Here is a 25,158-nt window from a genome sequence, read left to right as displayed (position 1 = left end):
GGAGACACCTATGACCGTGATGCCCGCAGCGGAGCCGAGCACCGTCCGGACCGCGTTGCGGCGGCACTACCTGATGTGCCGGCCCGAGCACTTCGCCGTCACCTACGCGATCAACCCGTGGATGGATCCGGCGGCGGGGGCGGACGCGGCGAAGGCCGTCGCGCAGTGGGAGGATCTGCGGGCCGCGTACCACGCGCTCGGGCACGAGGTGAGCCTCATCGATCCGATCGAGGGGCTGCCCGACATGGTGTTCGCGGCCAACGGCGCGCTGGTCGTCGGGGGGCGGGTGTACGGGGCGAAGTTCATGTATCCCGAGCGGTACGCCGAAGGCCCCGCGTACGCCAAGTGGATGGTGGAGAACGGGTTCTCCGAGGTCCTGGAGCCGGAGTACACGAACGAGGGCGAGGGCGACTTCCTCACGCTCGACCACGTGATCCTGGCCGGGACGGGATTCCGGACGGAGATCGCCGCGCACCAGGAGGCGCAGGAGTTCCTCGGCCGCCCGGTGGTGACGCTCCGGCTCGTCGACCCGCGCTTCTACCACCTGGACACGGCGCTCTTCCCCCTGGACGGCGGCAACGTGGCGTACTTCCCCGGCGCGTTCTCGCCCGGGAGCCGCGCGGTGCTGGAGCGGCTGTTCCCCGACGCGATCCTGGCGGGCGAGGACGACGCGGCGGTGCTCGGGCTCAACGCGGTGTCCGACGGGCGCAACGTCGTCGTCAACGCCGAGGCGGCCGGGCTGATCGGCACGCTGCGCGAGCACGGGTACGAGCCGGTGCCGGTGGACCTGTCGGAGCTGCGCAAGTCGGGCGGCGGCCCCAAGTGCTGCACGCTGGAGCTGCGCTCCTAGCGCCGGTCGACGGCGAGGCGGCGGCGGGCGAGCGTGCGGGTGCGCAGGACGCCCGCCACGCCGATCGCCCAGATCGCGAACTGGACGGTCCAGGCCGCCCGGAACGCGCCGGGCGTGAACTCGCCGGACGGCGACAGCGCGTCCAGCACGATGCCGATCAGCAGGATCGTGACGAGGGAGGCGCAGAAGCCGCCGACGTTGACGATGCCGGTGGCGGTGCCCTGGCGGCCGGGCGGGTTGAACGTCCGGGCGAAGTCGAAGCCGATCATCGAGCCGGGGCTGCCGAGCGCGACGCACAGGACGAGCAGCACCAGCAGCCAGGACGGCGCGGGCGGCGGCCAGGCGAGGACGGCGGTCCAGGCGCCAACGCCGAGCGCGACGATGCCGAGGACGAGCCACGACCGGCGCAGCGGGTAGCGCGCGACGAGCCGTCCGATGAGCGGCCCGGACACGACGTTGACGAGGACGAACAGCGTCAGCAGCGTCGACGCCGCCGACGGCCGCATGCCCTGCCCCGACACCAGGTACGGGTAGCCCCACATCAGCGCGAACGTGTGGGCCGGGAACTGGGTGACGAAGTGCGACCAGAGCCCTAGGCGGGTGCCGGGGTGGCGCCACGCCGCGGCCAGGTTGGCGCCCGTCTGGCGCAGCGTGGGCACCTCGGCGCGGCCCGGCCCGCTTCGCAGGAAGGCGGCGGACAGCACCGCCATGAGGGCGCCGAGCGCGGCGGCCGACCCGAACGCGGTGCCCCAGCCGGGCCCGTGCAGCAGCGCGACCAGCGGGATCGCGCTGAGCACCTGGCCGAGCTGCCCGAGCTGGCCGGTGAGCTGGGTGACGACCGGGACGTACCGGCCGGGGAACCAGGTCGCGACGATGCCGAGGACGCTGATGAACGTCATGGCGTCGCCGGCGCCGACCATCACGCGGGCGGCGACGGCCGTCCCGATGTCGGTGGAGACGGCCATGAGCGCCTGCCCGCCGGCCATGAGCAGCGCGCCGCCGGCGACCATCCGGCGTGGGCCGAGGCGGTCGAGCAGGAGCCCGACGGGGATCTGCAGGCCCGCGTAGACGAGCAGCTGGAGGACGGTGAACGACGCGAGGATCCCGGCTGAGGCGTCGAACCGGTGGACGGCCTCAAGGCCGACGACGCCGAACGATGTCCGGTGCAGTACCGCCACGGCGTAGGCGACGACGCCGACGCTCCACAGCGCCCACGCGATCGGGGCGGCCTTCTCTTTTTCCAGGGATGCCAGGGGGGTTTGGGCGGTATGCACGGATACCCAATGTATGTCACGACTGTCGCGGCCGGGCGCGCAGGTGCAGCCGCTCGCCCTGCGGCCCGAACAGGCTGAGCACCTCGACGGTCCCGCCGGCGCCGCCGAACCAGTGCGGCAGCCGGGTGTCGAACTCGGCGGCCTCCCCCGGCTCCAGGACCATGTCGCGTCCGGCCAGGTAGAGGCGGAGCCGGCCGTTCAGGACGTACAGCCACTCGTAGCCCTCGTGGACCCGCGGGTCGGGCTCCGGCAGCCGCTCCGGGATGATCATCTTGAACGCCTGGACGCCGCCGGGACGCCTGGTCAGCGGCAGCACGATCATGTCGTTCATGCGCTGCGGGCGCGGCCTGATCCGCGGGTCGCCGACGTTCGGGGCGCCGACCAGCTCGTCCAGCGGCACCTGGTGCGCCTGCGCGAGCGGGAGCAGCAGTTCCAGGCTCGGCCGCCGCTTGCCCGACTCCAGCCGCGACAGCGTGCTCACCGAGATGCCGGTGGTCTCCGCGAGCGCGGCCAGTGTGACGTTTCTCTCCTGGCGCAGGCGCCGGAGCCTCGGCCCGACCCCGGCGAGGACGTCCTCGGTGGTCTCCATGCGGCAATTGCAGGATCGGCAAAGAAGTTTGTCAAATCCGCGGCCCACCGCGCACGCTCGCGGCATGACCGACAACAGCGAACGAGACGTACTGATCATCGGCGGCGGGCCCGCCGGGCTGAGCGGCGCGCTGACCCTGTCCCGCGCTCGCCGCACCGTCACCGTCGTGGACGCCGGCGAGCCGCGCAACGCGACGGCCGAGCACATGCACGGCTTCCTCACCAGGGACGGCATGCCGCCCGGCCTCCTGCTGGAGACCGGCCGCACCGAGGTGCGCGGCTACGGAGGCGAGATCGTCGAGGGGAGGGTCACGCGCGCGGAGGGGGGCGCCGAGGAGGGCTTCGTCCTCACGCTGGCCGACGGGAGCCGGCTCAAGGGCCGCCGCCTGCTGGTCACCACCGGCGTGACCGACGTCCTGCCCGCCATCCCCGGCCTCCAGGAGAGGTGGGGGCGCGAGGTGCAGATGTGCCCCTACTGCCACGGCTGGGAGGTCCGCGACAAGAAGATCGTGGTGCTGGGGACGTCCCCGAACTCGATCCATCAGGCGTCGCTGGTGCGGCAGTGGTCGGCGGACGTGACGTTCGTCGCCTCGCGGCCCCCCGAGGGAGAGGACGCGGCACGCCTGGACGCGCGCGGCATCCCGGTCGTCGCGGACGAGGTGAAGCGCGCCGTCGTCGAGAACGACCGGCTCACCGGGCTCGAACTGGCGGGCGGGCCGGCGCTCCCCTGCGACGCGGTGTTCCTCGCGCCGGAATGGGTCGCCAAGGACGGGCCGCTCACCGACCTCGGCTGCGAGACGGGCGACGACGGCTTCGTCAAGGTCGACGCGACCGGGCGGACCAGCGTCCCGGGCGTGTGGGCGGCGGGCAACGTCGTGCTCCCGGCGGGCCAGGTCATCATGGCGGCCGCCGCCGGCGCGATGGCCGCCGCGATGGTCAACGCCGACCTCGTCGAGGAGGAGGTCGCCCGCAAGATCGCCGCCTAGGGTGGGCGGCGTGGACGAGCGGGGGTGGCGGCGGGCGCGGGCGGCGCTCGACGCCGGTCGCGGGCGGCTCGGCGAGGTCGCGAGCGGCCTGTATCCGGACGTGCCGCGCGTCGCGGGAACCTCGCTGCTGTGCCGGGACGGATGGATTCCGGACGCACCGGTTCCGTTGGAGGACGTCCGGCTGGAGTGGGAGGCCCGTCCCTCCGCTCCGGCCGTCGCCGACCCGTCCGACGGCCTGCCGCCCGGTTACCGCACGTACGCCGAGACCATGGCCGCCCTCGCGCCGCCGAGAGTCTTCGAAGACCGTCCGAGCTACCGGCTGCTGGCCGCCGCTCCCTCCGTGCTGCGCCTGGGACCCGCCCGCTACTTCGACGCGGTGAACGTGGGCGAGTCCGCCGCGCACGAGCTGGCGGCCGGGGCGGACGGCCTGCCGCTGCGGACCCGGGTCGGCGACCCGTGCGACCTTGCCCGGCGGGCGGCGCTGCCCGCGATCACGACGGTGACGGTGACGACGTCCGCGGAGTACGTCCTGCACTGGCGCGACCCGGCGAAGGTCGCGCACGCCGGCGGGCTCTACCAGGTGATGCCGGTCGGGGTCTTCCAGCCGCTCGGCGACGAGGCGCCCGACATGTGGCGGTGCATGGTCCGCGAGTACGCCGAGGAGTTCCTCGGTGGCGCGGAGGACTACGGCGAGGGCTTCGTCCAGGACGAGTGGCCCTTCCACCGGACGCTCACCACGGCCCGGTCCGAGGGGCGGATCCGCGCCTTCTTCCTCGGGCTCGGCGTCGACCCGCTCACGTTCGCGCTCGACCTCCTGACCGCCGTCGTCATGGACGCCGCCCTGTTCTCCGACCTCTTCGGCGGCCTGGTCGCGGTCAACGACGAGGGCGAGGTGTCGACGGCGGCGTTCGACGGGACCGTCCCGCGGCCGATGCAGCCGGCCGGCGCCGCCGCGCTGCGCCTGGCGTGGCGGCACCGGGCGGCGCTCGGGCTCACGCGCGGCTGAGCGCCTTCAGCTCGTCCAGCGCGTCCACCAGGTGGTCCACGATCTCCGACGGGTCGGGGACGAGGTCGCGGCAGGCGACGATGCCGACGTCCACCTTGCCGTCGTAGGAGAACACGGTGATGTTCAGGCCGCCGGAGACGTCCGTGATGACGGAGATCGGGTAGTAGGCACGCACCTTCGCCCCGCACAGGTACAGCGGGAACTGCGGGCCCGGCACGTTCGAGATGATCAGGTTGACCGGGCGCAGCGACACCGCGGGCGCGGCCTGCAGCGCGAGGCGCGTGACCGCGCCGGCGAAGGGCGGCGGGAGGAGCCCGCTCATGTCCCGCACCCAGCCGCCCGACGTGCCGGTGAAGCGCCGCTTGGCGACGTCCATGTCGCGCCGGACGAGCTCGTACCGCTCGGCCGGGTCCGGGACGTGCGTGGCCAGCGGCGCCGTCATGATCGAGACCTGGTTGCCCGGCACCGCCGCCGCGCCGGCGCGCCGCCGCAGCGACACCGGCACGGCCGCGACCAGCGGCGTCTCCGGCAGGTCGCCGCGCTTGTCCAGCCACTGCCGCAGCGCCGTCGCGCACAGCGCCATCACCACGTCGTTGACGCTGCCGCCGAGCGCCCGCCGGATCTCCTTGATCTCCTCCAGCGGAAGCTCGCCGCACGCGACGGAGCGGCGGCGCCCGATCGGCCGGTTGAACGGCGTCGGCGGCGCGCTCACCCGGGGCGCCCTCGGCAGCTCGGGGCGGCGCAGGGCGCCCTGCATCGCCGACGACACGAGCCCGACGCCCGGGACGGACGACAGCCCCGGGATCTCGTCCAGGTACGGGGCGGTCCGCGCGGCCGCCACCGCGGACCGGACGGGATGCAGCGCGGCCCTCAGCAGCCCGGTGCCGAGCATCCCCGCCGTGCCGGGGGCGCGGGCGGGCGCGGTCTCGTCCGCGGGCAGGTCGCGGGGCTCGGGCGACAGGTCGAGCAGGGCGGCGAGCGTCTCGGCGGCCATCACGCCGTCGACCGCGGCGTGGTGCACCTTCACGTAGACGGCGGTCAGGCCGCCCGCGAGCCCCTGGATGAGGACCATCTCCCACAGCGGGCGGGACCGGTCGAGGGGCTGCTCGTGCAGCATCGCGACGATGTCGCCGAGCTGCCGGGCCGTTCCGGGCTGCGGCAGCCCGATCTCGGAGATGTGCCGCTCGGGCTCGAAGTCCGGGTCGTCCTCCCAGTACGGGTTGTCCAGCCCGAACGGAACCTGGACGAGGCGCTGCCGCAGCGGCCGCGCCGCGAGGTGCGCGCGGCTCCGGATCAGCTCGGCGACGAGCGGGACGGTGAGCCGCCCCCCGGTGCAGGACGCCGCGTCGACGATGCCCAGCCCGGCGATGTGGGCGTGCGTGGTGCCGTTCTCGGCATGGAGGAAGGTGGCGTCCACGGTTGTCAGCTGGGTCATGCTCTCGTCCCGTCCGCTCGTCCTGCGCCGTCCTTACCTCTCTGAGAGTTATGCGCTCCAGGAGCGCAGGTCAACGTGGGCCGCCAGGAAGTAACAGCGACTTAACGGGGCGTTTCACCCAGTTCACCGGCCACTTTCCGCGGGCCTTGAAAACATTTGCCCGGCTCTCGACCTCATGTGGTCAGAAAACTTCACAACCCAGCTCAAAGGGGTGTTCTCCGGGTGGCACCAAGATCATCGCACTAGGGTGGTGCGCCATGACGGCACGACCACTCTCGGAGATCGTCGAAGCGGGGTGGGCGGCCGCGCTGCAGCCGGTCGCCGGGACGATCGCCGCCGCCGGCGACTGGTTGCGCGCAGAGGTCGCCGCCGGCCGCCGCTACCTGCCCGCCGGGAACCACATCCTGCGCGCGTTCACCCAGCCGTTCGACGACGTCCGCGTCCTCATCATGGGGCAGGACCCCTATCCCACCCCCGGCCACCCGGTCGGCCTCAGCTTCTCCGTCGCCCCGGACGTCCGGCCGCTGCCCGCCAGCCTCGTGAACATCTACCGCGAGTACTGCGCCGACCTCGGCCACCCGGAACCCTCCAACGGCGACCTCACCCCGTGGACGGAGCAGGGCGTCTGCCTCCTCAACAGGTCCCTGACCGTCATGCCCGGCAAGCCCGGCTCGCACCGCGGCAAGGGCTGGGAAGAGGTCACCGAGCAGGCCATCCGCGCCCTCGCCGGCCGCGGCCGCCCCCTCGTCGCCGTCCTGTGGGGCCGCGACGCCCGCAACCTCAAACCGCTGCTCGGCGACGTCCCGTGCATCGAGTCCCCGCACCCGAGCCCCATGTCCGCCGACCGCGGCTTCTTCGGCTCCCGCCCCTTCTCCCGAGCCAACCAGCTCCTGGAGCAACAGGGCGCCCCACCGGTCGACTGGAAGTTGCCGTAACTCCCAGGGGGGCGACCCCCTGGAACCCCCGTTGCGAGCCGGTCGATCCTCACGCCACGGTGCGGCCTTCTGTGACCGTGCAGGTCTGTGACGTGTCGCTGCGGTCGCCCGGCTCGACGGGCATGCGCGCTCCGCTCGCTGCGCTCGCTCCACGCGCCTGCCCGTGACCCCGGCTGAGCTTCGAACCCCAAGAGGGTGTGAACTGTCCTCGTCCAAGAGGGTGCGAAGTGTGTGCTCGCCCGGGAGGGCGAGCGCCTGGATCAGTCTTCGGGGAGTTTGCGGAGGAGGAGGGCGAACTCGTCGGTGCCCTCGGGGGGCAGGTGGGCGGGGAGCGGGGTCAGGCGGCGCTCGCCGTGGCTCCAGTAGACGCCCGGAGCGCACGGGTCGTCGGCGGCGGCGTGCATCTCCTCCACGACGTCGGCGAAGACGGGAAGCACGTCGCGGACGGAGCGTGAGGTGATCGGGTACAGCAGGAGCGTGCTGTGGCACGGGACGCCGACCAGGGCGCCGTGCTCGTTCGGCCACGGGAGGAACTGGTCGACCTCGCTGAGCAGCGCCGACACGTAGCGGCTGCCCGGCTTGGTGACGACCCGGACGTTGCGGCCCGGCAGCAGCGGCTGGTCGTGGACGGAGACGTCGGCCAGCTCCCGGTCGTGGGTGTTCGTCATCACATAGCCGAGCTTGTGGAGGCCGAGGAGACCGGCGCGGGCCTTGGTGAGCGGCCCCCCGTAGCGCGGGTGCTCGATCATCACCATCGCGTCGAAGTGGTCGCCGGCCGGGACGACGACCAGGCCCTCCCGGTCGCGGGGCGCGAGCTTCGGCACGATGCGGAGGCGGAGCAGCTCGCGGACGTCGCCGAACAGCTCCATCTCACCGACGGCGAGGAAGGCGCGGTCGCCGACCTCGCGGACCCACTCGTCCACCACCTTCGGCCAGGCCGAGCGCGGCTCGCGGGCACAGCGCTCCAGCACCGTCCAGCTGGAGGCGCGCGCCTCCGACCGGCCCACGGGCAGCACCACCTCGGAGGTGCCGGGGTCGAACCAGGCGCTGGGCGCCAGGGCGGGCAGCACGTCGCGGATGAGCGCGTGCACGTCCGCCGCCGCGTCCAACGGTTCCATGAGGCTCATCCTCCCTCAGCCATCGGCGGATCACGTCACTCCCCACCTTCTCAGGTTTGGGGCCGGTTGTGCGATGCATCGACATCCCCGGCTCACACTCGCTGATCATGAGCTGCTCAAGTACGGTGCTCACATGTCCGAAATCGTGTACCCACCGGTGATCAAGACGGCCCTCGGTGTGTTCAAGGCCCTGAACATCAAGTTCCGTATCGAAGGGACCGAGAACATTCCCGGCACCGGTGGCGCGGTGCTCGTCAGCAACCACGTCAGCTACCTCGACTTCATCTTCGCGGGCGTCGCCGCCCACCCGGCGAAGCGGCTGGTGCGGTTCATGGCGAAGAAGGAGATCTTCGACAACCGGATCGCCGGGCCGCTGATGCGCGGCATGCACCACATCCCGGTGGACCGGGACGCGGGCGCCTCCTCGTACGCGGCGGCGCTGAAGGCGCTCAAGGGCGGCGAGGTCGTCGGCGTCTTCGCGGAGGCGACGATCAGCCGGTCGTTCACGGTGAAGGACATCAAGAGCGGCGCGGTGCGGATGGCGGTGGCGTCCAAGACGCCGCTCGTCCCGGTCGCGCTCTGGGGCCCGCAGCGGCTGTGGACGAAGGGCCGCAAGCGCCGGCTGCTCCAGCGCAACGTACCGGTGACGATCCTCGTCGGCGAGCCGATGCACCCCAAGCGCGGCGACGACTACGACCAGGTCGCCCGCGACCTGCGCGCGCGGATGTCGGAGCTGCTGGAGAAGGCGCAGCGCGAGTACCCCGACGTCCCGCGCTCGGACGAGACGTGGTGGCAGCCCGCCTACCTCGGCGGGACGGCGCCGACGCCGGAGGAGGCCGACAAGCTCGACATGGAGGAGGCCGAGGCCCGCAAGGCGGACCGCGCCGCCGGCGAGGCGGACAAGGACGGCGGCGCCTGACGGTCGGCCCGCCCGGCTAATTCGGTGGACGCGGTCCGCCACCGCGCGTGATCATCGATGCCATGACCATGTCGCGGGAGAGGCCGCAGGAGGTCCTGCATCTGATCGAGCCCGGGGGGAACGTCACGGATCTCGCTGAGGGGACGACGGCCCCCAGCACCGCCCTGGGCTCGGAGCCGGCGCTGCCCGTGGTCTTCAACCTGTCCGACAACAACTCGCCCGCCGACGTGATGGACGTGCTGTCGCTGCGCCCGTTCGCGTCCGGTGAGCAGCCCTGGTCGCGGTCGACGCGGCTGGAGAACGTCCGGGCCGAGGCGCCGCTGCGCCCGGACGACGCCCGGCTCGTGCGGGTCGCGCACGAGAAGGGCAAGGAGTCGGTGCTGGCCGAGGGTGACGGCTGGACGCTGCTGACGAACCGCTGGAAGAGCGGCGTCGCGTACGTCGCGGTGTCCGCCGTCACCGAAGAGCTGGCCGAGACCGTCCTCGACGCGTCGGTGAAGGACGCGACCGAGCCGCCGAAGGTGGACGAGACCAGCGTCGAGATGGGCTTCTGGCACATGGGGACGCACGGCCCGGTCCGCAGCGAGCGCGCCATCACCGCCGACTCCTGGGACGGCATCCGGCGCAACTACACCTCGTCCGTCGCCGAGGCGCTGGACGAGGTGATGAGCCTCACCCGCGACGAGGTCTCCGGCCGCCTGCTGCTCCTGCACGGTCCGCCCGGAACGGGCAAGACCACCGCGCTGCGCGCCCTCGCCCGCTCCTGGAAGGACTGGTGCCAGGCGGACTGCGTCCTCGATCCCGAGGCGCTGTTCGGCACGCCCAGCTACCTCATGGAGGTCGCGGTCGGCGATGACGAGGACGAGAACCGCCGCTGGCGGCTGCTCATCCTGGAGGACTGCGACGAGCTGATCCGCGGCGAGGCCAAGCAGTCGACGGGCCAGGGCCTGTCGCGCCTGCTCAACCTCACCGACGGGATGCTCGGCCAGGGCCGGGACGTCCTCGTGGCCATCACCACCAACGAGGACCTCGCCATGCTGCACCCGGCGGTCGTCCGCCCCGGCCGCTGCCTCGCGCAGATCGAGGTCGGCCGCCTCACCCGCGCCGAGTCCCTCTCCTGGCTGGACGGCACGGACGTATCGGCCGCCGAGATCGGCGCCGACGGCGCGACCCTCGCCGAGCTCGCCGCCCTCCGCAAGGGCGAGAAGCGCCCCGAGTCCGAGAGCGCCCCTGCCACGGACACGGGCTTCTACCTCTGAGCGGCTAGGTGGCCTTCTGGAGGGCCTGCTCCATGTCGGCCCAGAGGTCGCCCGGGTGTTCCAAGCCCACGGAGAGGCGCACCGTTCCCTCGCCGATGCCGGCGGCGGCGAGGGACGCCGCGTCCATCTGCCGGTGCGACGTGCTCGCCGGGTGCATGACGAGCGTGGCGACGGCGCCGAGGGACGGGCCGAGGGAGATCAGCTCGACGGCCTCGGAGAAGGTGCGGCCCGCGTCCCGGCCCCCGGTCAGCTCGAACGCGAGGACGCCGCCGGCGCCGTCCGGGAGGAGGCGGCGCGCGACCTCGTGCTGGGGGTGGTCGTCCAGTCCCGGGTAGTGGACGCGGGTGACGGACGGGTGCGCGGCGAGGCGGTGGGCGAGGTCCAGCGCGGACGCGCTCTGCCGCGCCACGCGCAGCGGCATCGTGGCGAGACCGCGGACGGCCAGCCAGGCGGCGAACGGGTCGGCGGTGGCGCCCAGCTCGACGGCGTGGTCCCACACGCGCTGGTGGACGGCCGGGTCGGCGAAGACGGCGGCGCCGCCGATGATGTCGCCGTGGCCGCCGAGGTACTTCGTGGTCGAGTGGATCACGATGTCGGCGCCGTGCCCGATCGGGCGGCAGAGCAGCGGCACGAAGGTGTTGTCGACGACGGTGAGGACGCCCGTCCCGCGGACGGCCTCGGTGAACGCGGGCAGGTCCGTCACGTGCGTGGTGGGGTTGGCGACCGTCTCCAGATAGAGCAGGCGGGTCGTGGGGCGCAGCGCCTCGCGGACCTCGGCCGGGTCGTCGCCGGGGATGAACGTGATGTCGACGCCCCAGCGTGCGGCGAGGTCCTGGAGGAGCGCGTAGGTGCCGCCGTAGAGGGCGGTCTGCGCGATGACGTGGTCGCCGCCGCGGAGCAGCCCCATCAGCACGGCGTTGACCGCGCCCATGCCGGACGCGGTGGCGAGCGCGCCGGCGCCGCCCTCCAGCTCGGTCAGCGCCCGTTCGAGGGAGCGGACGGTCGGGTTGCCCATCCGGGCGTAGAAGAACGCCTCGTCCGGCCCCTGGAACGCGGCGGCCAGCTCGTCGGCGGCGTCGAAGGAGAACAGGTGGCCCTGGTAGATCGGGACGCCGAGCGGGCGGCTGCCCTCCGGCGTGATCACGGGCGGGTGGACGGCGCGGGTCTGCGGATGGTGTCCGGTCATGGTCCCAGCCTGTGCCCGCCGCCCGAGCGGCGGAAACGGCCAATTCCGACCAGTGGCCCGGACCACGCCCCCCGCTGCCGTGCGTCGCGGAGCCGGACCACCGGCCCGGCCGGGGCGCCGGCGCCGCCGGCCGCCCGGTACGGTCCCGCCGCCTGCCCACCCACCCCGCGAGGGCGGACCGGCGATCGGGGTCGTCCCGGACGGGGTGGCGATCGGCGTCCCTCGGCCGGAGACCCGAGCATCACCCGGCGAGGGCCCCTCCCGCCATCCGGGGTACCACCGCCAAATGCCGGACGGGCCCTACGGGGCCGCGGGCGCGAGTACTACGTACCGGTTACGGGGTCGCGCGGGCGAACAGCCGCCGGTACACGCACCGCAGACCGTGGAGATCACTGACGGGCGAGGGGAACGCGAGCCGCACGTCGAACGACGAGGGCCCGTCCGGTGGCGGGGCGGAGCAGCGCAGCCACATGCCGTACCGGTCGAGCGCCAGCGGCCGGACCGGCCCGCCGGGGACGGACTCGGGCAGCAGTCGCGGCAGCTCGTCCCGGTGGGCGGCGTCCAGGTGGGTGAGGATGCCCGCCTCGACGGCGACGAACGGGTCGGGGGCGGCGTCCGCGTACTCCTCGGGCTCCAGGGTGGCGCTCCCCCACGCGTCGTCGATCTCGACCTGCGCGACTTCGAGGGCCAGGATCGTCCACTCCCGGACGCCGTCCCTCTCGGCGCCGGAGGCGCTCCGGGGGGTGTGCGGGGTCGTCCCCCCTCGAAGGGCGTCGGCGCCGAGGTCGAGCAGTTCAGGACGCGGGTGGGCGTGCGAGAGGCGGAGGGCGGCGGCGCGCAGCTCGCCGTCCGGGACCTCGGTCAGCCAGCCGTGCAGCCAGGCCCGGCCGCGCACCCGGTCGGGGAAGGTGACGGGGGCGACGTCGGAGATCCGCAGCGTGGCGGGGACGTCCTCCGGCTCGGCCCTGAGCGCCGCCACGATCGGCGAGGCGGCCGGGACGAGCAGCAGCGGCCTGCCGTCGCGGTCGGTCGTGTGCGCCGGGACGGGCGCGTAGGGCACGCCCGGCGCGACGAGGACCCCGTCCGCCATGCCGTAGGCGAGGGTCCGCGCCCGCTCCGCCGCCGTCGGCCCCTCCGTGACCTGCCTGGTCTCCGCTCGCCGCACCGTGCCTCCTTGACGTGAGAGGTTAGGCTTACCTAACTTAGGCATACCTAACCACCAAGGAGCGTGATGAACAACCCCCGTCCCAAGGTGCGGATCTCGCGGGCGCTCGGGATTCCGCTGACGCCGAAGAGCGTGAAGTACTTCGAGGCCCGCCCTTACCCGCCCGGGGTGCACGGCCGCGCCCGCAAGCAGGAGACCGACTACAAGGTGCGGCTGCGCGAGAAGCAGCGGCTGCGCGCGCAGTACAACATCCGCGAGGCGCAGCTCCGCAACGCGTTCGCCAAGGCGGCGAAGGCGGAGGGGAAGACCGGCGAGGCCCTGCTCGTCGACCTCGAACGCCGGCTGGACGCGCTCGTCCTGCGCGCCGGCTTCGCCCGCACGATCTACCAGGCGCGGCAGTTCGTCGTGCACCGGCACGTGCTGGTGAACGGGCGCCGCGTCGACCGCCCGTCGTACCGGCTTCGCCCAGGCGACGTGATCACGGTCGCCGAGCGGAGCCGCTCGATGGTCCCGTTCCAGGTCGCCGCGGCCGGCGGGCACGCCGAGACCGTCCCGCCCTACCTGGACGTTCGGCACGACGCGCTCGCCGCGCAGCTCACCCGGCTGCCCGCGCGGAGCGAGATCCCCGTCATCTGCGACGAGCAGCTCGTCGTCGAGCACTACTCCCGCTGAGGCGCGGCGGGCGTTCCTAGTTCTTGGGCTTCTCGCTCGTCTCCGCCTTCGGCGACTCCGACGCCCCGCCGCCCGGGACGGCCGGAAGCTGCCCCTGCTGGTTCTGGTTCTGGTCGTTGGTCCCGGACGCGTACTGCTTGGTGACCTTCCAGGAACCGTCGATCTTGGCGAGGGCCAGCCGGAGCAGCGTGGCGGGGGCGGCGGTGGCGCCGTCCTTCATCCGGACGTCGATGTCGACCATGACGACGGCCGAGGCGAACTTCCCGTCGACGGTGCCCACGAAGACCTGGTTGGTCTTGGACGTCAGCGACAGCTCGGGGTTGTTCTTGAACGTCTCGCCGAGGCTGGGCAGCGTCGTGCTCTTGAAGCTCTCCAGCAGGTCGCCGCCCATGAGCTTCTGCGCCTTGTCCATCTGCGTCTGGTAGTTCTGCGCGTTGTAGTTCAGCGCGACGTCGCCGTAGGCGGAGGCGACCTTGGCGACGGCGTCCCGCTCCTCCTGCTTGCCGGACGCCGAGCTCGCGCTCCTCCATTGCCAGATCGCCAGGCTCGCCAGCAGCGCGACCAGGACGACCACCACGACCGCCTGCGGCACGCCGAGACCGAGGATCCCCGGCCGCTCGTCCTCCCGCACCGCGCTCGCGCGGGCCGGGGCCTTCTTCGGCGCCTCCTCCTCGGCCTCCTCCTCCGGAGGTTCGAGGCGGGACGGACGCGGCTTCGCGGCGGTCGTCGCCTCGGTTGCCGCCGCCTTGGTCGTGGTCGCCTTGGTCGTGGTCGCCTTGGTCGTGGTCGCCTTGGTCGTCTTCACCGCCGGTCTGGCGGCCTTGGCCGGACGCGCCGGGGGCTCGTCCTCCGCCTCGCCGTCCGCCTCGTCCTCGGCGTCGAGCGCCTCCAGGACCTCGTCGAGGTCCTCGTCGTCGATGACCTCGATGACCCGCACCCGGCGCCTTCGCTTGGCGGCGGGCTTCGCCGGCCTCTCCACGGCCTCGGTCTCCTCGGCCGCCGCCTCTCCGGCCGCCGTCTCCTCGCCGGCCGGGACCGCCTCGACCTCGTCGACGTCGTGCTTGCCGGTCTTGGCTGTCACTTCGGGCACTCCTCGGGGTTGGGGTCAGTCCTTGTTCCGACGCCGTCGGGACAGGCGGGACACCACGGGCACCGAGCCCATCATGACCCTGATCAGGATCAGCAGGGCGATGACCGGAGGAATGTACACCAGCCACACCGGCGGGCCGCCAGAAGAGCCGTCGTTGTTCGCGGCCTTCCTGGCCTGGACGCCCTGCTCGTTGAGCGCCGGGTCGTGCGTCGGGATCGTCTCGCCCGGGTTCTTGGCCTTGTACGGCTTCTGCTCGGTCACCGCCGGGGTCCGCCCGCCGGGGCAGGTCGGCACCTTGTTCACCCGCGGCTGCGCGAGCGGGTACTTGTACTCCAGCGCCGCGAGCCTCTTCGTCGTGACCTGGAAGACGACGTTCAGCACGGGCTTGCCCTGGTCCCGCCCGATCACGTTGTCGAGGACGACCCGCAACTGCGGCGCCAGCACGAGGATCTGCCGCAGGTCGCTCAGGTAGTCCGGGTTGTACCCCGCCACGCCCAGGTTCCCGAGCATGTCCACGGTGCACCCGAAGTCGGGGGCGGTCTTGTCGAGCAGGCCGTTGACCGTCTTCAGCAGGCCCGGCCCGCGGTCGCGCAGCTCGGCGATCTGCCCGCGGACCTGGCTGAGCGCCGCGGTCAGGGCGGCGAGGTTGTCGACGCCGGCGCCGAGCGACCCGCGGTTCTGGTTCAGCACGTGCGTGATGCGGCCGAGGTCCTTGGTCAGGCCGTCGAGCAGCTCGGTGTTCTCCGCGAACGTCTGCGTGAGGTCGTCGCCGCCGTTGATGATCTGACGGAGCGAGTCCTCGCGCCCCGCCCAGCCCTCGGCCAGCTCGTGGGTGAGGACCTTCGCGTCGTCGGGGTTGATCGCCTTGAGCGAGTCGATGACCGCGCCGAACAGGTCGCCGTACTTCGGCGGCACCTTGGTCTGCGACACCGGGATGACGGTTCCCGGCTTCATCGCCGGGGCGTCGCTCTTCCCGGCCCCCGGCGTCAGCTCGACGACCGGCTCGCCGACCGCCGACTTGCGCGCCGCGGCGGCGGTGACGCCCTGCGGGATCTTGACGCCGCGCTCGATGTCGAGCTTGACGACGACCTTGTTCCGCTCCAGCCGCACCGAGTCGATCTTGCCGATCCGCAGGCCGAGGTAGTCGACCTCGAAGTTCGGGTGCAGGCCGGGCGAGGACTCGAACTCCACCGTGATGTTGTACGGCCGGTCGATGAAGTCGAACCGGATGACGTTGTTGAACGCCCACACGACCATCACCGCGGCGAGCACGCCGAAGGCCACCAGGTTGATCGTCAGTCGTCTGGTCATCGGCGCGGCTCCAGGAGCTCGTTGAGGTCCGGCAGGGCGCCCTGGAGCTCATCGGGGAGTTCCGGTGTCCCGGCGGACTTCTTCTTCCGCGGCGGCTCGCTGAGGCCGGGGAAGATCGGCGTCCCGTCCGGCCAGACGATCCGGAGGATCGGGTAGAGCAGCAGCTGGCCGTCGTAGCTGGCCCGCGGGATCTTCTCGGTGAACGTCACCAGGCTGTTCACCAGGTCGGTGAGCCGCTTGCGGTTGTCGCCGAGCTGCTGCAGGACGGGGTCGAGGTCCCGCAGCAGGGCGCGGAACCTCCCGATGCGTCCCTCCAGCACCTTGTCGTTCAGCTCGCGGGCCATCATGGTGAGCCGGTCGACCGTCTTGATGATCTTGTCTTTGTCGTCGTTCAGCAGCCGGGTGGTGCGTTCGAGCTGCTCGGGGGTCTCGCTCAGCGCGTCGCTCCCCTTGGCCAGCGACCGCCCGAGCCTGGCGAACCGGTCCACCGACTCGCCCAGCTCCCGGCGCTGCTCGGCGAACATCCGCAGCAGCGCGCCCGCCTGCGCGATCGTCGTGTTGAGCTTCGTGCCGTTGCCGTCCAGGGCGGTCGCCCCGGCGTTCACCACGGTCGCCACGTCGTCCCCGGCCAGCGCCTGGATCAGCGGCCCGGCCTGCCCGACGACCTGCTCGAACGCCGGCTGGACGCTGGTGTCGGTGATCGCGGCGCCCGTCGCGAGGAACGGCCCGCGGTCCATGCTCGCGCCGGGCGCCATCTGCAGCTCGACGTAGTTCTCGCCGAGCAGCGACGTCACCTTGATCTCGGCGCGGGTGCCCTTGGGGATCTTGACGTCGTCCTCGATGGACAGCGTCGCCTTCGCCCGGTAGCCGGCGAGCTCGACCTTGGTGACGGTGCCGATCGTGATGTCGGACATCTTCACGCTGTGCCCCGCGACGAGGCCCTGCGCGTCATCGAACGTGGCGGTCAGCGTCAGGTCGCCCTTCGGGGCGCCCGCCGTCTTGTAGGAGCAGCCGGAAACGGCGAGCGCCACGGCCGTGATGAGCACCACCAGCAGTCTGCTCCGGCCCATCAGTTGCCTCCGTTCTGCCAGGGACAGTTGGAGTTGGGCGGTGGCAGCGGGCAGTCGACCTCGTCGCTGTTCATCAGGCCCTTGAGCCACGTGCGCAGGAACGCGTCCGTGGCGAAGCGGATCTGCAGCGACTTGTTCTTCGGGTTGTAGCCGCCGATGAGCGCCTCGTTGATGCCGGGCAGCACGTTGAGCAGCTGGGCCAGCTGCTTGGCGTTGCCCTTGAGGACCAGCGCGGTCCTGGTGAGGACGGCCAGGTCGTACGGCAGCGTCCCCTTGTACTTCTTCAGCAGCTTGTCGCCGTTCTTCGACAGCTCCAGGACGCCGCTGATCAGCTGCTGCAGCTCGCCGCGCTCGGAGCTGAGCACCTGGCTCGCGGTCCCGAAGTCGCGGATCACCGAGCCGAGGACCTGCTCGCGCCCGCGCACCACCCCGGCCAGCCGGCTGAGGTTCCGCGCGACCTCGATCAGCTCCTTGTCCTGCCCCGCGACGTTCTCGACGAGGCGGGCGCTCTGTTCGAGGGTGGCGTTGAACTCCTTGCCGTTGCCCCGGACGGTGTCGGCGGCGGTGCCGAGCGCCTGCTGCATCTTGGTCGGGTCGAGCGCGTTCGCCAGGTTGGTGAACGAGCTGAGCGCGTCGTCCACCTCGACCGGCACGTGGGTGCGCTCGATCGGGATGACGTCGGCGGTCTCCTTCGGCTGCCCCGGCCTCCACGCCGGGTGCAGGACGAGGTTGCGCTCGCCGATCAGGTTCAGCGGGACGATCGACGCCTGCACGCCCTTCGGCAGCGGGACGTCCCGGCGCAGGTGGAACGTCACCTTGACCCTGTCGCCCTGGCTCTCCACCTTGTCGACGAGGCCGACGTCGGCGCCCATGACCTTGACCTTCGACTCCTCGTAGAAGGAGCGGGCCTTCGGGACGTAGACCACCATGGTGCGGTCGCCGCTCGCGGACGGGGCGAGCGAGCAGCCGCCGAGCGAAGCGGTCATGGCGAGGCCGAGCGCGACGGCGATCCCCCTCGTCCGGCTTTGGCGGGCCATCAGTTGCCTCCCTGCGGTCGCCGCGTGGAGATCGGGCCGGGCGGCTGCAGCGGGCCGAGCCCGGTGAGCAGGCCCTCGATGTACTGGCCGTTGCCCTTGAGGTTGGCGACCTGCTGGAACGTCGGCCCGAGCAGCGAGAAGTCGGTGTTCAGCGCGTCCATGTTCGGCGCGAGCCGCGTGGTCAGCAGGTGCAGGTTGTCCAGGAGCGTGTCGAGCTGCTTCTGGTTCTTGGAGATCACGTTGGACAGCGTCCGGACGGTGCGGTTGCCCTGCCCGATCGTCGCGGCCAGCTCGTTGCGGCGGCGGACCAGCGTCTGCAGCAGCACCTGGCTGGCGTTGATGATCTCGCGGAGCTCCTGGTCCTTCCCGGCCAGCGTGCCGGTGATCGTCTTGCTGTTCTCGATCAGCCTCTGGATCTGCGGGTAGGAGTCGTTCAGCGTCCGGGACAGCTCCTGGATGTTGACCAGGATCCGGTGCAGCTTCGCCGCGCCCGGCGACCTGATCCGGTTGACCTGGGTGAGCAGCCGGTCGATGCTCTTCTGGTCGAGCTTGCCGACGATGTTCTGCGCGCCCTCCAGGGCCTCCGGGACGGTGAACGGGACGCTGGTGTTCGCCAGCGAGATCCGCCGTTTCGACTCCGGCACGTCCGCCATGTAGGGCTTGGAGACCGGGCCGGACAGCCGCAGGTACCGGCCGCCGAGCAGCGTCGTCGTCTGGATGTCGGCGCGGGTCTTCGGCCCGAGGTCGATGCCGGCGTTCACATGCCAGGTGACGATGACCTTGCCGTGCCGGAAGTCGGGCTCGACCGAGGTGATCCGGCCGGACTTCACGCCGGCCACCCGCACGTCCTGGCCCTTCTTCAGCCCGGCCGCGTCGCTGAACTCGCCGCTCATCGTGTAGCCGCGGTCCAGCAGGTGCAGCTGGCCGATGGCGAACGCGAACACGCAGCCGGCGGCGAGCGCGGACAGGGTGACGATCGCGACGACCTTGTGGTTGACGTCCCGCAGGGATTTCAGCGCCATCAGCCGCCCACCCCCAGCAGCATCTTCCGCAGCTTGTCCAGATCGTCCTTGCTGGGCTGGCCCGTGCCGGGGGCCTTCGGCAGCTCCATCGGGAACGGGCACGGGCCCTGCACGACGTTGAGGCAGAGGGCGTTGGTGCGCAGGAAGTGGCCGCCGTTCGCGGTGGAGAACAGCTGCCGCAGCGTCAGCGGCAGCTGCTGCACCATCTTCTCCAGCTGGTCGACGTTCAGCCGGAACGTCTCGCTGAATCTGCCGAGGTTCTGGATGATGCGGGCGAGCTGCGCGTCGTTGCCGCCGAGGACCGCGTTGAGGTTGGTGGTGACGCCGGAGATCTCCACGACCGCGCTCTCCAGCAGCCTGCGGTTGCCGGCGAACACCTTGGTCAGCGACTCCAGGTTGTCGACGCTGGCGGCGATCTGCCGGTCCCGGGTGGCGATCGCGTCGCTCACCGTCTCGTAGTCGTCGATCATCCCCTTGATCGTCTTCTTCCGGGCCGCGAACGTCTGCAGCAGCAGGTCCAGGTTGTCGGTGAGCAGCGAGATGTTCTGCTCGTTGCCCTCCAGCGCCTGGGAGAAGGAGAAGAGGATCTTGTTGAGCTGGTTCGGGTCCAGGTTCCTCGTGAGCGGGCCGAGGCTGTTGACGATGTCGCCGAGGTCCACCGCCGACCGGGTGCGCGGGACGCGGTCGCCGTCGCCGAGCCTGCCCTGGCTCGTTCCCGGCTCCAGGTAGACGACCCGCTGGCCCATCACGTTGCGCCAGCGGATCGCGGCGGTCGAGTCGGCGGGGACCTTGACCTCCTTGTCGACGGCCATGCCGACCACGGCCTTGCCGCGCACCACCTTGATGCTCTTGACCTGGCCGACGGGCGTGCCCGCGACCTTCACCTGGTCGCCCTCCAGCAGGCCGGTGACGTCGTCGAAGGTGGCGGTCAGCTCGTACCGGGCCTTGAAGCTCGTGCCGAGGATCTGCTGGCCGATGTAGAAGGTGAGCAGCCCGGTCAGCACCACGAACACCAGGAACTTCAGGATCGTGGTGTATTCGGGGCCGCGCGCGGCCTTGCCGCGCATCCGCGGGCTCACGGCCTCCTCCCGGCCGGCGCGCCCTGCTGCCCCTTGGGCAGTTGCGCGTCGAACGCCGTCGTCCGCGGCGTCGACGGGCAGACGTCGATGATGATCTGGCAGATGTCCAGCGGGAGGTCGTCGCGGGCCTGGGCGATCAGCGTGCCCTCCGGACCGGGGACGCGGATGATCTGCGACAGCAGGGCGAAGAACCCGTTCAGGCCGTCGATCAGCACCGGGACGTTGCGGCGCTGGCCGTTCACCACCCGCACGACCTGGCCGCCGGTGTCGATGATCTTGCCGAGGTTCCCGCCGTGCCGCTGCAGGTTCGTGCCGAGGGTCTCGCCGAGCCGGCCGGACTCGTCCAGCAGCTGGGAGACCTTGTCGGGCTTGGCGGTGACGACCCGGGAGAGCTGGTTGAAGTCGCCGGCGAAGCGGGCGATGGTGTCGCCGCGGGAGGCGAACGTCCCCGACAGGCCGTTGATGTCGTTCAGCAGCGCCTGGATCGCCGCCCGGTCCCTGTAGGTCGCGTCGACGACGATCGCGCCGTTCTCGATCGTGCGGCGCAGCGCCGGCCCCTGGCCGGACAGCCCGGCGCCGAACGTGTGCAGGATCGTCGCCACGTCGTCGGGATTGATCGCCTTGGTGAGGTTGTAGGCGGGCCAGGCGGTGTCGGACAGCTCCTTCGGGTCGTTGGTCTTCGCGATCCTGCCGCCGTCGTCGAGGAAGGGGCCGGACAGTTCGTGCGCGCCGAGGTCGAGGGAGAGGTCCTTCGGGCCGAACACCGAGACCGGCTCGACCGTCGCGACCGTCGTGTCGGCGATCCGGACGCCCTTGTCGACCCGGATCCGGACGGTGACCCGGCCGCTGTCGGCCAGCCGGATGTCGTCGACCTCGCCGACCGCGATGCCGCGGACCTTCACCTCGGACTTGCCGGGGTCGAGGCCCTGCCCGGCCCTGCCGAACGTCGCGTCGTAGTACGTGGAGCCCGCGTGGGACGGGGTGGACCCGATCGCGACGAACGCCGCGGCGGCCGCGATGACGCCCGCGCCGGTCAGCCCGAAGAGGGTCCGGGAGCGCTTGGAGAGTGTCTCGTCGCTCATCCGGTCAACTTCACTGTGCTGCCGTGGCCCCAGAAGATGTACGACAGGACCAGGTTCATCAGGATCATCAGAATGGTCGACTCCCGGATCGCGCGGCCCGCGGCGACGCCGACGCCGACCGGTCCGCCCGCCGCGTAGTAGCCGCGGTAGCAGTGGATGAACATGACGATGAAGGCGAACACCGCGACCTTGATCACGCTGTAGAACACGTCGATCGGCGGCAGGTAGAGGTGAAAGTAGTAGTCGTAGATGCCGGGTGAAAGGCCGAAGTACTGGATCGTGATGAACCTGGTGGCGAAGAACGCCATGAACAGCGACACCAGGTACAGCGGCACCAGCGCGATGACGCCGGCGGCGACCCTGGTGCACACCAGGTAGGCCAGCGAGTTGATGCCCATGACCTCCAGCGCGTCGATCTCCTCGGAGATCCGCATCGCGCCGATCTCGGCGGTGAACCCGGTGCCGACCTGGGCGACCAGCGCGACGCCCGCGATGATCGGGGTGACCTCGCGGACGTTGGAGTAGCTCGCGACCAGCCCGGTGAACGCCTCGGCGCCGATGCGCTCCAGCCCGGGGTAGCCCTGCAGGCCGACCATCGCGCCGGTGGCGAGCGACATCGTCGCGATCACGAAGATCATGCCGCCGCCGATGACCAGCGCGCCGACGCCGACGGTGATGTCGCTGACCTGCTTGGCGAGCGTCTTGCCGTACTTGCGCCGGATGACGATGTCGAAGAGCAGGTGGTAGAGGACCCGGCCGAGGAACACCGGCAGGTTGGCCGACGCGGCGAGGCCCGCGGTCCGGCCCCTGACGGCGCGGCCCAGCTTGCGGACGGGGGATATGGCGACCATCAGAACCTCGGGGGGAACAGGACCTGGTAGATCATGGTGAGGATGTAGTTCGTCGCGAACACCACGATCGAGGTGACGACCACCGCCCGGTTGACCGCGCGGCCGACGCCGACCGGGCCGTAGTCGCAGTTCATGCCCATGTAGCAGGCGACGGCGGCGGCGATGAACCCGAACACCCACGCCTTGAACAGGGTGATCATCAGGTCCGAGAACTGCAGCAGGGTCGTGGCGCCGTCGAAGAACGCGCCGGGGCTGACGCCCTGCTGGATGACGTTGAAGTAGTAGCCGCCCACGATGCCCGCGAGGATCACCACCGAGCAGAGCAGGCCGGACACCATGCTCGCCGCCCACAGCCGGGGGGTGACCAGGCGGTGGATCGGGTTGATGCCCATGACCTCCATGGCCGCGAGTTCGTCGCGGATGTTGCGGGCGCCCATGTCGGCGGTGATCGCCGAGCCGCCGACGCCGGAGACCAGCAGCGCCGCGGCCAGCGGCGCCACCTGCTGGATCATCGCCGCGGTGAGCAGCGCGCCGGTGCCGGACTGCGCGCCGAGCTGCCGGGCGATGTCGCCCACCTGGAGCGAGATCGTCGCGCCGAGCGGCACCGCGATGAGCATCACCGGCACGCTGGTGACCCGCGCCAGGAACCAGCACTGCTCGATGAACTCGCCCCACCACTGGCGCAGGTCCCAGGTGCGGCGCAGCCCTTCGAGGAGGGTCACGCACAGCAGTCCGGTCTCGTCGAGAGCTCGCTCGACGCGTCTGCGTGCCAGGTCCGGGGCCTTGGTCAGGCTCAGGGCCATCAGCCGGTGACCTCCCCCAAGGGGGGTTGGTGAAGGTTCACTCCAGCCTCCTTTGTGCTCGGACGTCGGCGCCCATCCGAAACCCCGGAGCCCGCCGTGCGCGGCGCCGCCATGTCGTGCGCTGGCGCCGCCGTTGCCGGCCGGCCCGGTACCACATGCGACCCCGCGCACCCTTCAGAGCACACCGGCACCGCCTGTGATTTGAGGCACTCTATTGGAAGAAGGTCTAAGAAGCGAGTACTTACATCTGGTTTTGTTCGAAGCTACGATCGGCCGGTGCAGACCAAGGCGCGACGAGGCATCGAAGAAGTCATGGACGACGGCGTGGACCCCCTGGTCATGGGCGTCCGGGACCGCTGGAAGGACCAGGGGCTGCGCGGTGATCCGTGGCCGTTCCTGGCGATCTGTTCGGTCGGGCGGCTCAACCAGCTGCTCACGAAAGCCCTGGACATCGAACTGAAGCGGCTGGACCTCACCCGGACCGGCTACTTCCTGCTGACCACCCTCGCGCTCTCCGTCAACGGGCGGGCGCGGCTGAGCACGCTGGGCCGCATCCTGATGATGCATCCGACGACGGTGAAGCTCACCGTCGACCAGCTGGAGGCGGCCGGGCTCGTCGGCCGGGCCCGGCATCCGCGCGACCGGCGCGCCACCCTCGTGGAGATCACCGACGCGGGACGGGAGCGGGCCAACGAGGTGAGCCTGGCGCTGGAGGCCCCCGGCGGCGCCCTCGCGGCGTTCGACGGCATGCACCGGGACCTGTTCGAGGCGCTGCAACCCGCCCGGCTCGCGGCCGGCGATGTGGAACTCTTGAACCCCGGCCAGGGCCAGGGCAGGGCACGCGGCGATGGGTGAACCGCGCGGCGTCCCGGCCGCGTACTTGGTCTTCGACGACACGAGACCCGGGCGATAAGGCAGTCTTCTCCTATGCCACAGAGTCACGGCACGCGCAGACGTCCCTCCACCCGGCGTTCCGCACGGGTGCCGCAGCCGCGTCGATCGCCCGAGGAACGCCCGGACGCGCCGCGCGGACGCGGGCGCCTGCGGCGGGTGCTCACCAGCAACGTCACCATCATGATCGTGGCCATCGGCGCGCTCGGCGCGGCGCTGACGATGGTCGACCTCGGCAGCTTCGTGGACGACGGCACCAAGCCGCCGAAGGCGGCCGCCGCCGGCCTGTCGACCAACGACATGCTCGCCAAGCTGACGTCGGCGTCCGACATGGACCCGATCCTGGCCGACTCGATCGCCGCCGCGAAGAAGCGCGCCTACGAGGAGCACCAGCGGGAGCTGAAGCGGCTCAAGGAGAAGGCCAAGAAGGAGGCGGCGGCGCGGGCGAAGCTCAAGGCCCAGCAGGAGCGGGAGCGGCTCGCCAAGTCGAACCCGAGCGCCGCGCAGAACAAGGCGTACGGCAAGAAGATGAACGCGCTCAAGGGCTGGGGCCGCTGCTGGGCGGACCTGGAGACGCTCTGGATGCACGAGAGCGGCTGGAACGAGCGGGCCGAGAACCCGTCCAGCGGCGCCTACGGCATCCCGCAGGCGCTGCCCGGCTCGAAGCTGGCGAGCGCGGGAGCCGACTGGCGCACCAGCTCCCCCACCCAGATCGCGTGGGGCCTCGGCTACATCAAGGCCCGTTACAAGGACCCGTGCGGCGCCTGGGACTGGTGGCAGGCGCACAACTGGTACTGAGCCCCCGCCGGACCCGCGCTCGGCCGCGTCCCGGCAGGCCCGAGCTGGCACCATGGAGGCATGCGGACGAGCAGGGCGCGCCAGGTCGGCGGCGCGGGTGAGGCGAATGGGGAGGGCGGCGGCGCCGCGGGGGGCGGCCGCCAGTGGGCGCGGGCCGACGCCACCCGCCAGGCGCTGCTGAGCGCGGCGCTGCGGGTCTTCGCCGACCGCGGCTACTCCGCGGCGGGGATCGCCGAGATCGTCGAGCGGTCCGGCATCAGCGTCGGCAGCCTCTACCACCACTACGGCGGCAAGGCAGGGCTGTACGTGGCGCTGTGGGAGGACCTCAGCGCCGAGCAGGAGGCGAGCGCCGCGCAGGCCGTGTCCGCCGCCCGCAAGGAGGGCGAGTCCGACCCGATCGCGCTGTTCACCGCCGGGGCCCGGGCCTACCTGCGGGTGTGCTGGGAGCGGCGGGAGGCGGCCCGGCTCTTCCTCGACGGCGAGGGCCCGGCGGGGTCGTCGCTGATGCGCCGCAGCCGCGCCCAGCACTGGATCGCGCAGAACACCAAGCTGCTGCGCGGCCCGTCCTCCGGGGAGCCCGCCGGACGCGCCGAGCAGGTGCTGAGCCTCGTGCTCACCACGGTGATCGGCGAGGCCGGGCGGGAGATCGCCACCGCCGAGAACGAGGACGAGGCCGCGGAGATCATCGACGAGGTGTGCCGCATCCTGATCCGGCTCGCCCGCTGACCCCA

At 71.6% G+C, this 25,158-nt stretch carries 25 protein-coding genes; 10 read left to right on the top strand and 15 right to left on the bottom strand.

All coding sequences use genetic code 11. The annotated features are described in order from the left end of the window. Window positions 1-10: 10 nt before the first annotated feature. Window positions 11-850: a dimethylargininase gene (gene ddaH / locus BM339_RS33025; RefSeq protein ID WP_021593658.1), complete on the top strand. Its 840-nt coding sequence runs from the start codon at window positions 11-13 to the stop codon at window positions 848-850. On the opposite strand, the gene BM339_RS33020 is transcribed toward ddaH, so the two are convergent. Both BM339_RS33020 and BM339_RS33015 read right to left on the bottom strand, forming a co-directional pair. After that, window positions 847-2,124 carry an MFS transporter gene (locus BM339_RS33020; protein WP_256255565.1) on the bottom strand — a complete coding sequence of 426 codons (1,278 nt, stop codon included), beginning with the start codon at window positions 2,122-2,124 and terminating at the stop codon, window positions 847-849. The genes ddaH and BM339_RS33020 overlap by 4 nt on opposite strands. Window positions 2,125-2,140: 16 nt before the next feature. Next, window positions 2,141-2,713, bottom strand: a complete 573-nt coding sequence (locus BM339_RS33015; protein ID WP_075023395.1) for a helix-turn-helix domain-containing protein — start codon at window positions 2,711-2,713, stop codon at window positions 2,141-2,143. Between the two features lie 64 nt (window positions 2,714-2,777). On the opposite strand from BM339_RS33015, the gene BM339_RS33010 reads away from it, so the two are divergent. Together BM339_RS33010 and BM339_RS33005 are read left to right on the top strand one after the other, a co-directional pair. Further along, complete coding sequence (locus BM339_RS33010; protein ID WP_021593655.1) at window positions 2,778-3,698, top strand: NAD(P)/FAD-dependent oxidoreductase; 921 nt, start codon at window positions 2,778-2,780, stop codon at window positions 3,696-3,698. Between the two features lie 10 nt (window positions 3,699-3,708). Beyond that, on the top strand, window positions 3,709-4,704 hold the full coding sequence (locus BM339_RS33005; protein ID WP_218163820.1) for a hypothetical protein: 996 nt from the start codon (window positions 3,709-3,711) through the stop codon (window positions 4,702-4,704). On the opposite strand, the gene BM339_RS33000 is transcribed toward BM339_RS33005, so the two are convergent. Next, window positions 4,691-6,139, bottom strand: coding sequence for a WS/DGAT/MGAT family O-acyltransferase (locus tag BM339_RS33000; protein ID WP_075023393.1), 1,449 nt, complete (start codon window positions 6,137-6,139; stop codon window positions 4,691-4,693). The genes BM339_RS33005 and BM339_RS33000 overlap by 14 nt on opposite strands. A gap of 257 nt (window positions 6,140-6,396) precedes the next feature. On the opposite strand from BM339_RS33000, the gene BM339_RS32995 reads away from it, so the two are divergent. Further along, a complete protein-coding gene (locus BM339_RS32995; RefSeq protein ID WP_075023392.1) occupies window positions 6,397-7,074 on the top strand; it encodes a uracil-DNA glycosylase in 678 nt (225 codons plus the stop codon). A 260-nt stretch (window positions 7,075-7,334) separates the two neighbouring features. On the opposite strand, the gene BM339_RS32990 is transcribed toward BM339_RS32995, so the two are convergent. Beyond that, the gene (locus BM339_RS32990) at window positions 7,335-8,192 is read right to left on the bottom strand and encodes a hypothetical protein (protein WP_021593651.1); all 858 of its coding nucleotides are present in this window, start codon (window positions 8,190-8,192) and stop codon (window positions 7,335-7,337) included. A gap of 133 nt (window positions 8,193-8,325) precedes the next feature. On the opposite strand from BM339_RS32990, the gene BM339_RS32985 reads away from it, so the two are divergent. Then, on the top strand, window positions 8,326-9,111 hold the full coding sequence (locus tag BM339_RS32985; RefSeq protein WP_075023391.1) for a lysophospholipid acyltransferase family protein: 786 nt from the start codon (window positions 8,326-8,328) through the stop codon (window positions 9,109-9,111). A gap of 62 nt (window positions 9,112-9,173) precedes the next feature. After that, entirely contained in the window at window positions 9,174-10,370 is a 1,197-nt protein-coding gene (locus BM339_RS32980) for a DUF5925 domain-containing protein (protein WP_256255564.1), read from the top strand. A 4-nt stretch (window positions 10,371-10,374) separates the two neighbouring features. On the opposite strand, the gene BM339_RS32975 is transcribed toward BM339_RS32980, so the two are convergent. Next, window positions 10,375-11,556 carry a trans-sulfuration enzyme family protein gene (locus tag BM339_RS32975; RefSeq protein WP_075023390.1) on the bottom strand — a complete coding sequence of 394 codons (1,182 nt, stop codon included), beginning with the start codon at window positions 11,554-11,556 and terminating at the stop codon, window positions 10,375-10,377. Between the two features lie 334 nt (window positions 11,557-11,890). Further along, entirely contained in the window at window positions 11,891-12,721 is an 831-nt protein-coding gene (locus tag BM339_RS32970) for a DUF2470 domain-containing protein (RefSeq protein WP_021593647.1), read from the bottom strand. A gap of 66 nt (window positions 12,722-12,787) precedes the next feature. Between BM339_RS32970 and rpsD the strand changes: the two genes are divergently transcribed. Further along, window positions 12,788-13,393, top strand: a complete 606-nt coding sequence (gene rpsD, locus BM339_RS32965) for a 30S ribosomal protein S4 (RefSeq protein WP_075023389.1) — start codon at window positions 12,788-12,790, stop codon at window positions 13,391-13,393. 16 nt (window positions 13,394-13,409) lie between these two features. On the opposite strand, the gene BM339_RS32960 is transcribed toward rpsD, so the two are convergent. From BM339_RS32960 to BM339_RS32920, 9 genes are read right to left on the bottom strand one after another with little or no spacing between them, the layout of a single operon-like run. Further along, window positions 13,410-14,474, bottom strand: a complete 1,065-nt coding sequence (locus tag BM339_RS32960) for a hypothetical protein (RefSeq protein ID WP_075023388.1) — start codon at window positions 14,472-14,474, stop codon at window positions 13,410-13,412. A gap of 24 nt (window positions 14,475-14,498) precedes the next feature. After that, a complete protein-coding gene (locus BM339_RS32955; protein WP_021593644.1) occupies window positions 14,499-15,794 on the bottom strand; it encodes an MCE family protein in 1,296 nt (431 codons plus the stop codon). Next, complete coding sequence (locus BM339_RS32950) at window positions 15,791-16,864, bottom strand: MCE family protein (RefSeq protein WP_021593643.1); 1,074 nt, start codon at window positions 16,862-16,864, stop codon at window positions 15,791-15,793. Before BM339_RS32950 ends, BM339_RS32955 begins: the two co-directional genes overlap by 4 nt. Further along, window positions 16,864-17,901, bottom strand: a complete 1,038-nt coding sequence (locus BM339_RS32945; RefSeq protein WP_021593642.1) for an MCE family protein — start codon at window positions 17,899-17,901, stop codon at window positions 16,864-16,866. Before BM339_RS32945 ends, BM339_RS32950 begins: the two co-directional genes overlap by 1 nt. After that, window positions 17,901-18,923, bottom strand: coding sequence for an MCE family protein (locus BM339_RS32940; protein WP_075023387.1), 1,023 nt, complete (start codon window positions 18,921-18,923; stop codon window positions 17,901-17,903). Before BM339_RS32940 ends, BM339_RS32945 begins: the two co-directional genes overlap by 1 nt. Then, a complete protein-coding gene (locus tag BM339_RS32935; protein WP_250360629.1) occupies window positions 18,923-20,002 on the bottom strand; it encodes an MlaD family protein in 1,080 nt (359 codons plus the stop codon). Before BM339_RS32935 ends, BM339_RS32940 begins: the two co-directional genes overlap by 1 nt. Beyond that, window positions 19,999-21,084, bottom strand: a complete 1,086-nt coding sequence (locus BM339_RS32930) for an MlaD family protein (protein WP_075023385.1) — start codon at window positions 21,082-21,084, stop codon at window positions 19,999-20,001. Before BM339_RS32930 ends, BM339_RS32935 begins: the two co-directional genes overlap by 4 nt. Beyond that, complete coding sequence (locus BM339_RS32925; protein ID WP_021593638.1) at window positions 21,081-21,935, bottom strand: ABC transporter permease; 855 nt, start codon at window positions 21,933-21,935, stop codon at window positions 21,081-21,083. Before BM339_RS32925 ends, BM339_RS32930 begins: the two co-directional genes overlap by 4 nt. Next, a complete protein-coding gene (locus BM339_RS32920; RefSeq protein ID WP_021593637.1) occupies window positions 21,935-22,738 on the bottom strand; it encodes an MlaE family ABC transporter permease in 804 nt (267 codons plus the stop codon). The genes BM339_RS32925 and BM339_RS32920 overlap by 1 nt, the downstream gene beginning before the upstream one ends. Window positions 22,739-23,014: 276 nt before the next feature. Here BM339_RS32920 and BM339_RS32915 point away from each other — a divergent pair, with 276 nt between their 5' ends. From BM339_RS32915 to BM339_RS32905, 3 genes are all read left to right on the top strand, one after another. Beyond that, a complete protein-coding gene (locus tag BM339_RS32915) occupies window positions 23,015-23,593 on the top strand; it encodes a MarR family winged helix-turn-helix transcriptional regulator (RefSeq protein ID WP_235206431.1) in 579 nt (192 codons plus the stop codon). A gap of 219 nt (window positions 23,594-23,812) precedes the next feature. Continuing rightward, the gene (locus tag BM339_RS32910; protein ID WP_218163819.1) at window positions 23,813-24,427 is read left to right on the top strand and encodes an aggregation-promoting factor C-terminal-like domain-containing protein; all 615 of its coding nucleotides are present in this window, start codon (window positions 23,813-23,815) and stop codon (window positions 24,425-24,427) included. A gap of 60 nt (window positions 24,428-24,487) precedes the next feature. Then, window positions 24,488-25,153 (top strand): TetR/AcrR family transcriptional regulator, encoded by a 666-nt coding sequence (locus tag BM339_RS32905; protein WP_021593634.1) that lies wholly within the window; start codon window positions 24,488-24,490, stop codon window positions 25,151-25,153. The last annotated feature ends 5 nt before the right edge of the window (window positions 25,154-25,158 follow it).

Origin of the sequence: Actinomadura madurae (assembly GCF_900115095.1) — a bacterium.
In the GTDB taxonomy this organism is placed as follows: Bacteria; Actinomycetota; Actinomycetes; order Streptosporangiales; family Streptosporangiaceae; genus Spirillospora; species Spirillospora madurae.
The sequence above is the reverse complement of the archived record's forward strand: the minus strand, read 5'-3'. Positions and strand labels throughout refer to the sequence as shown.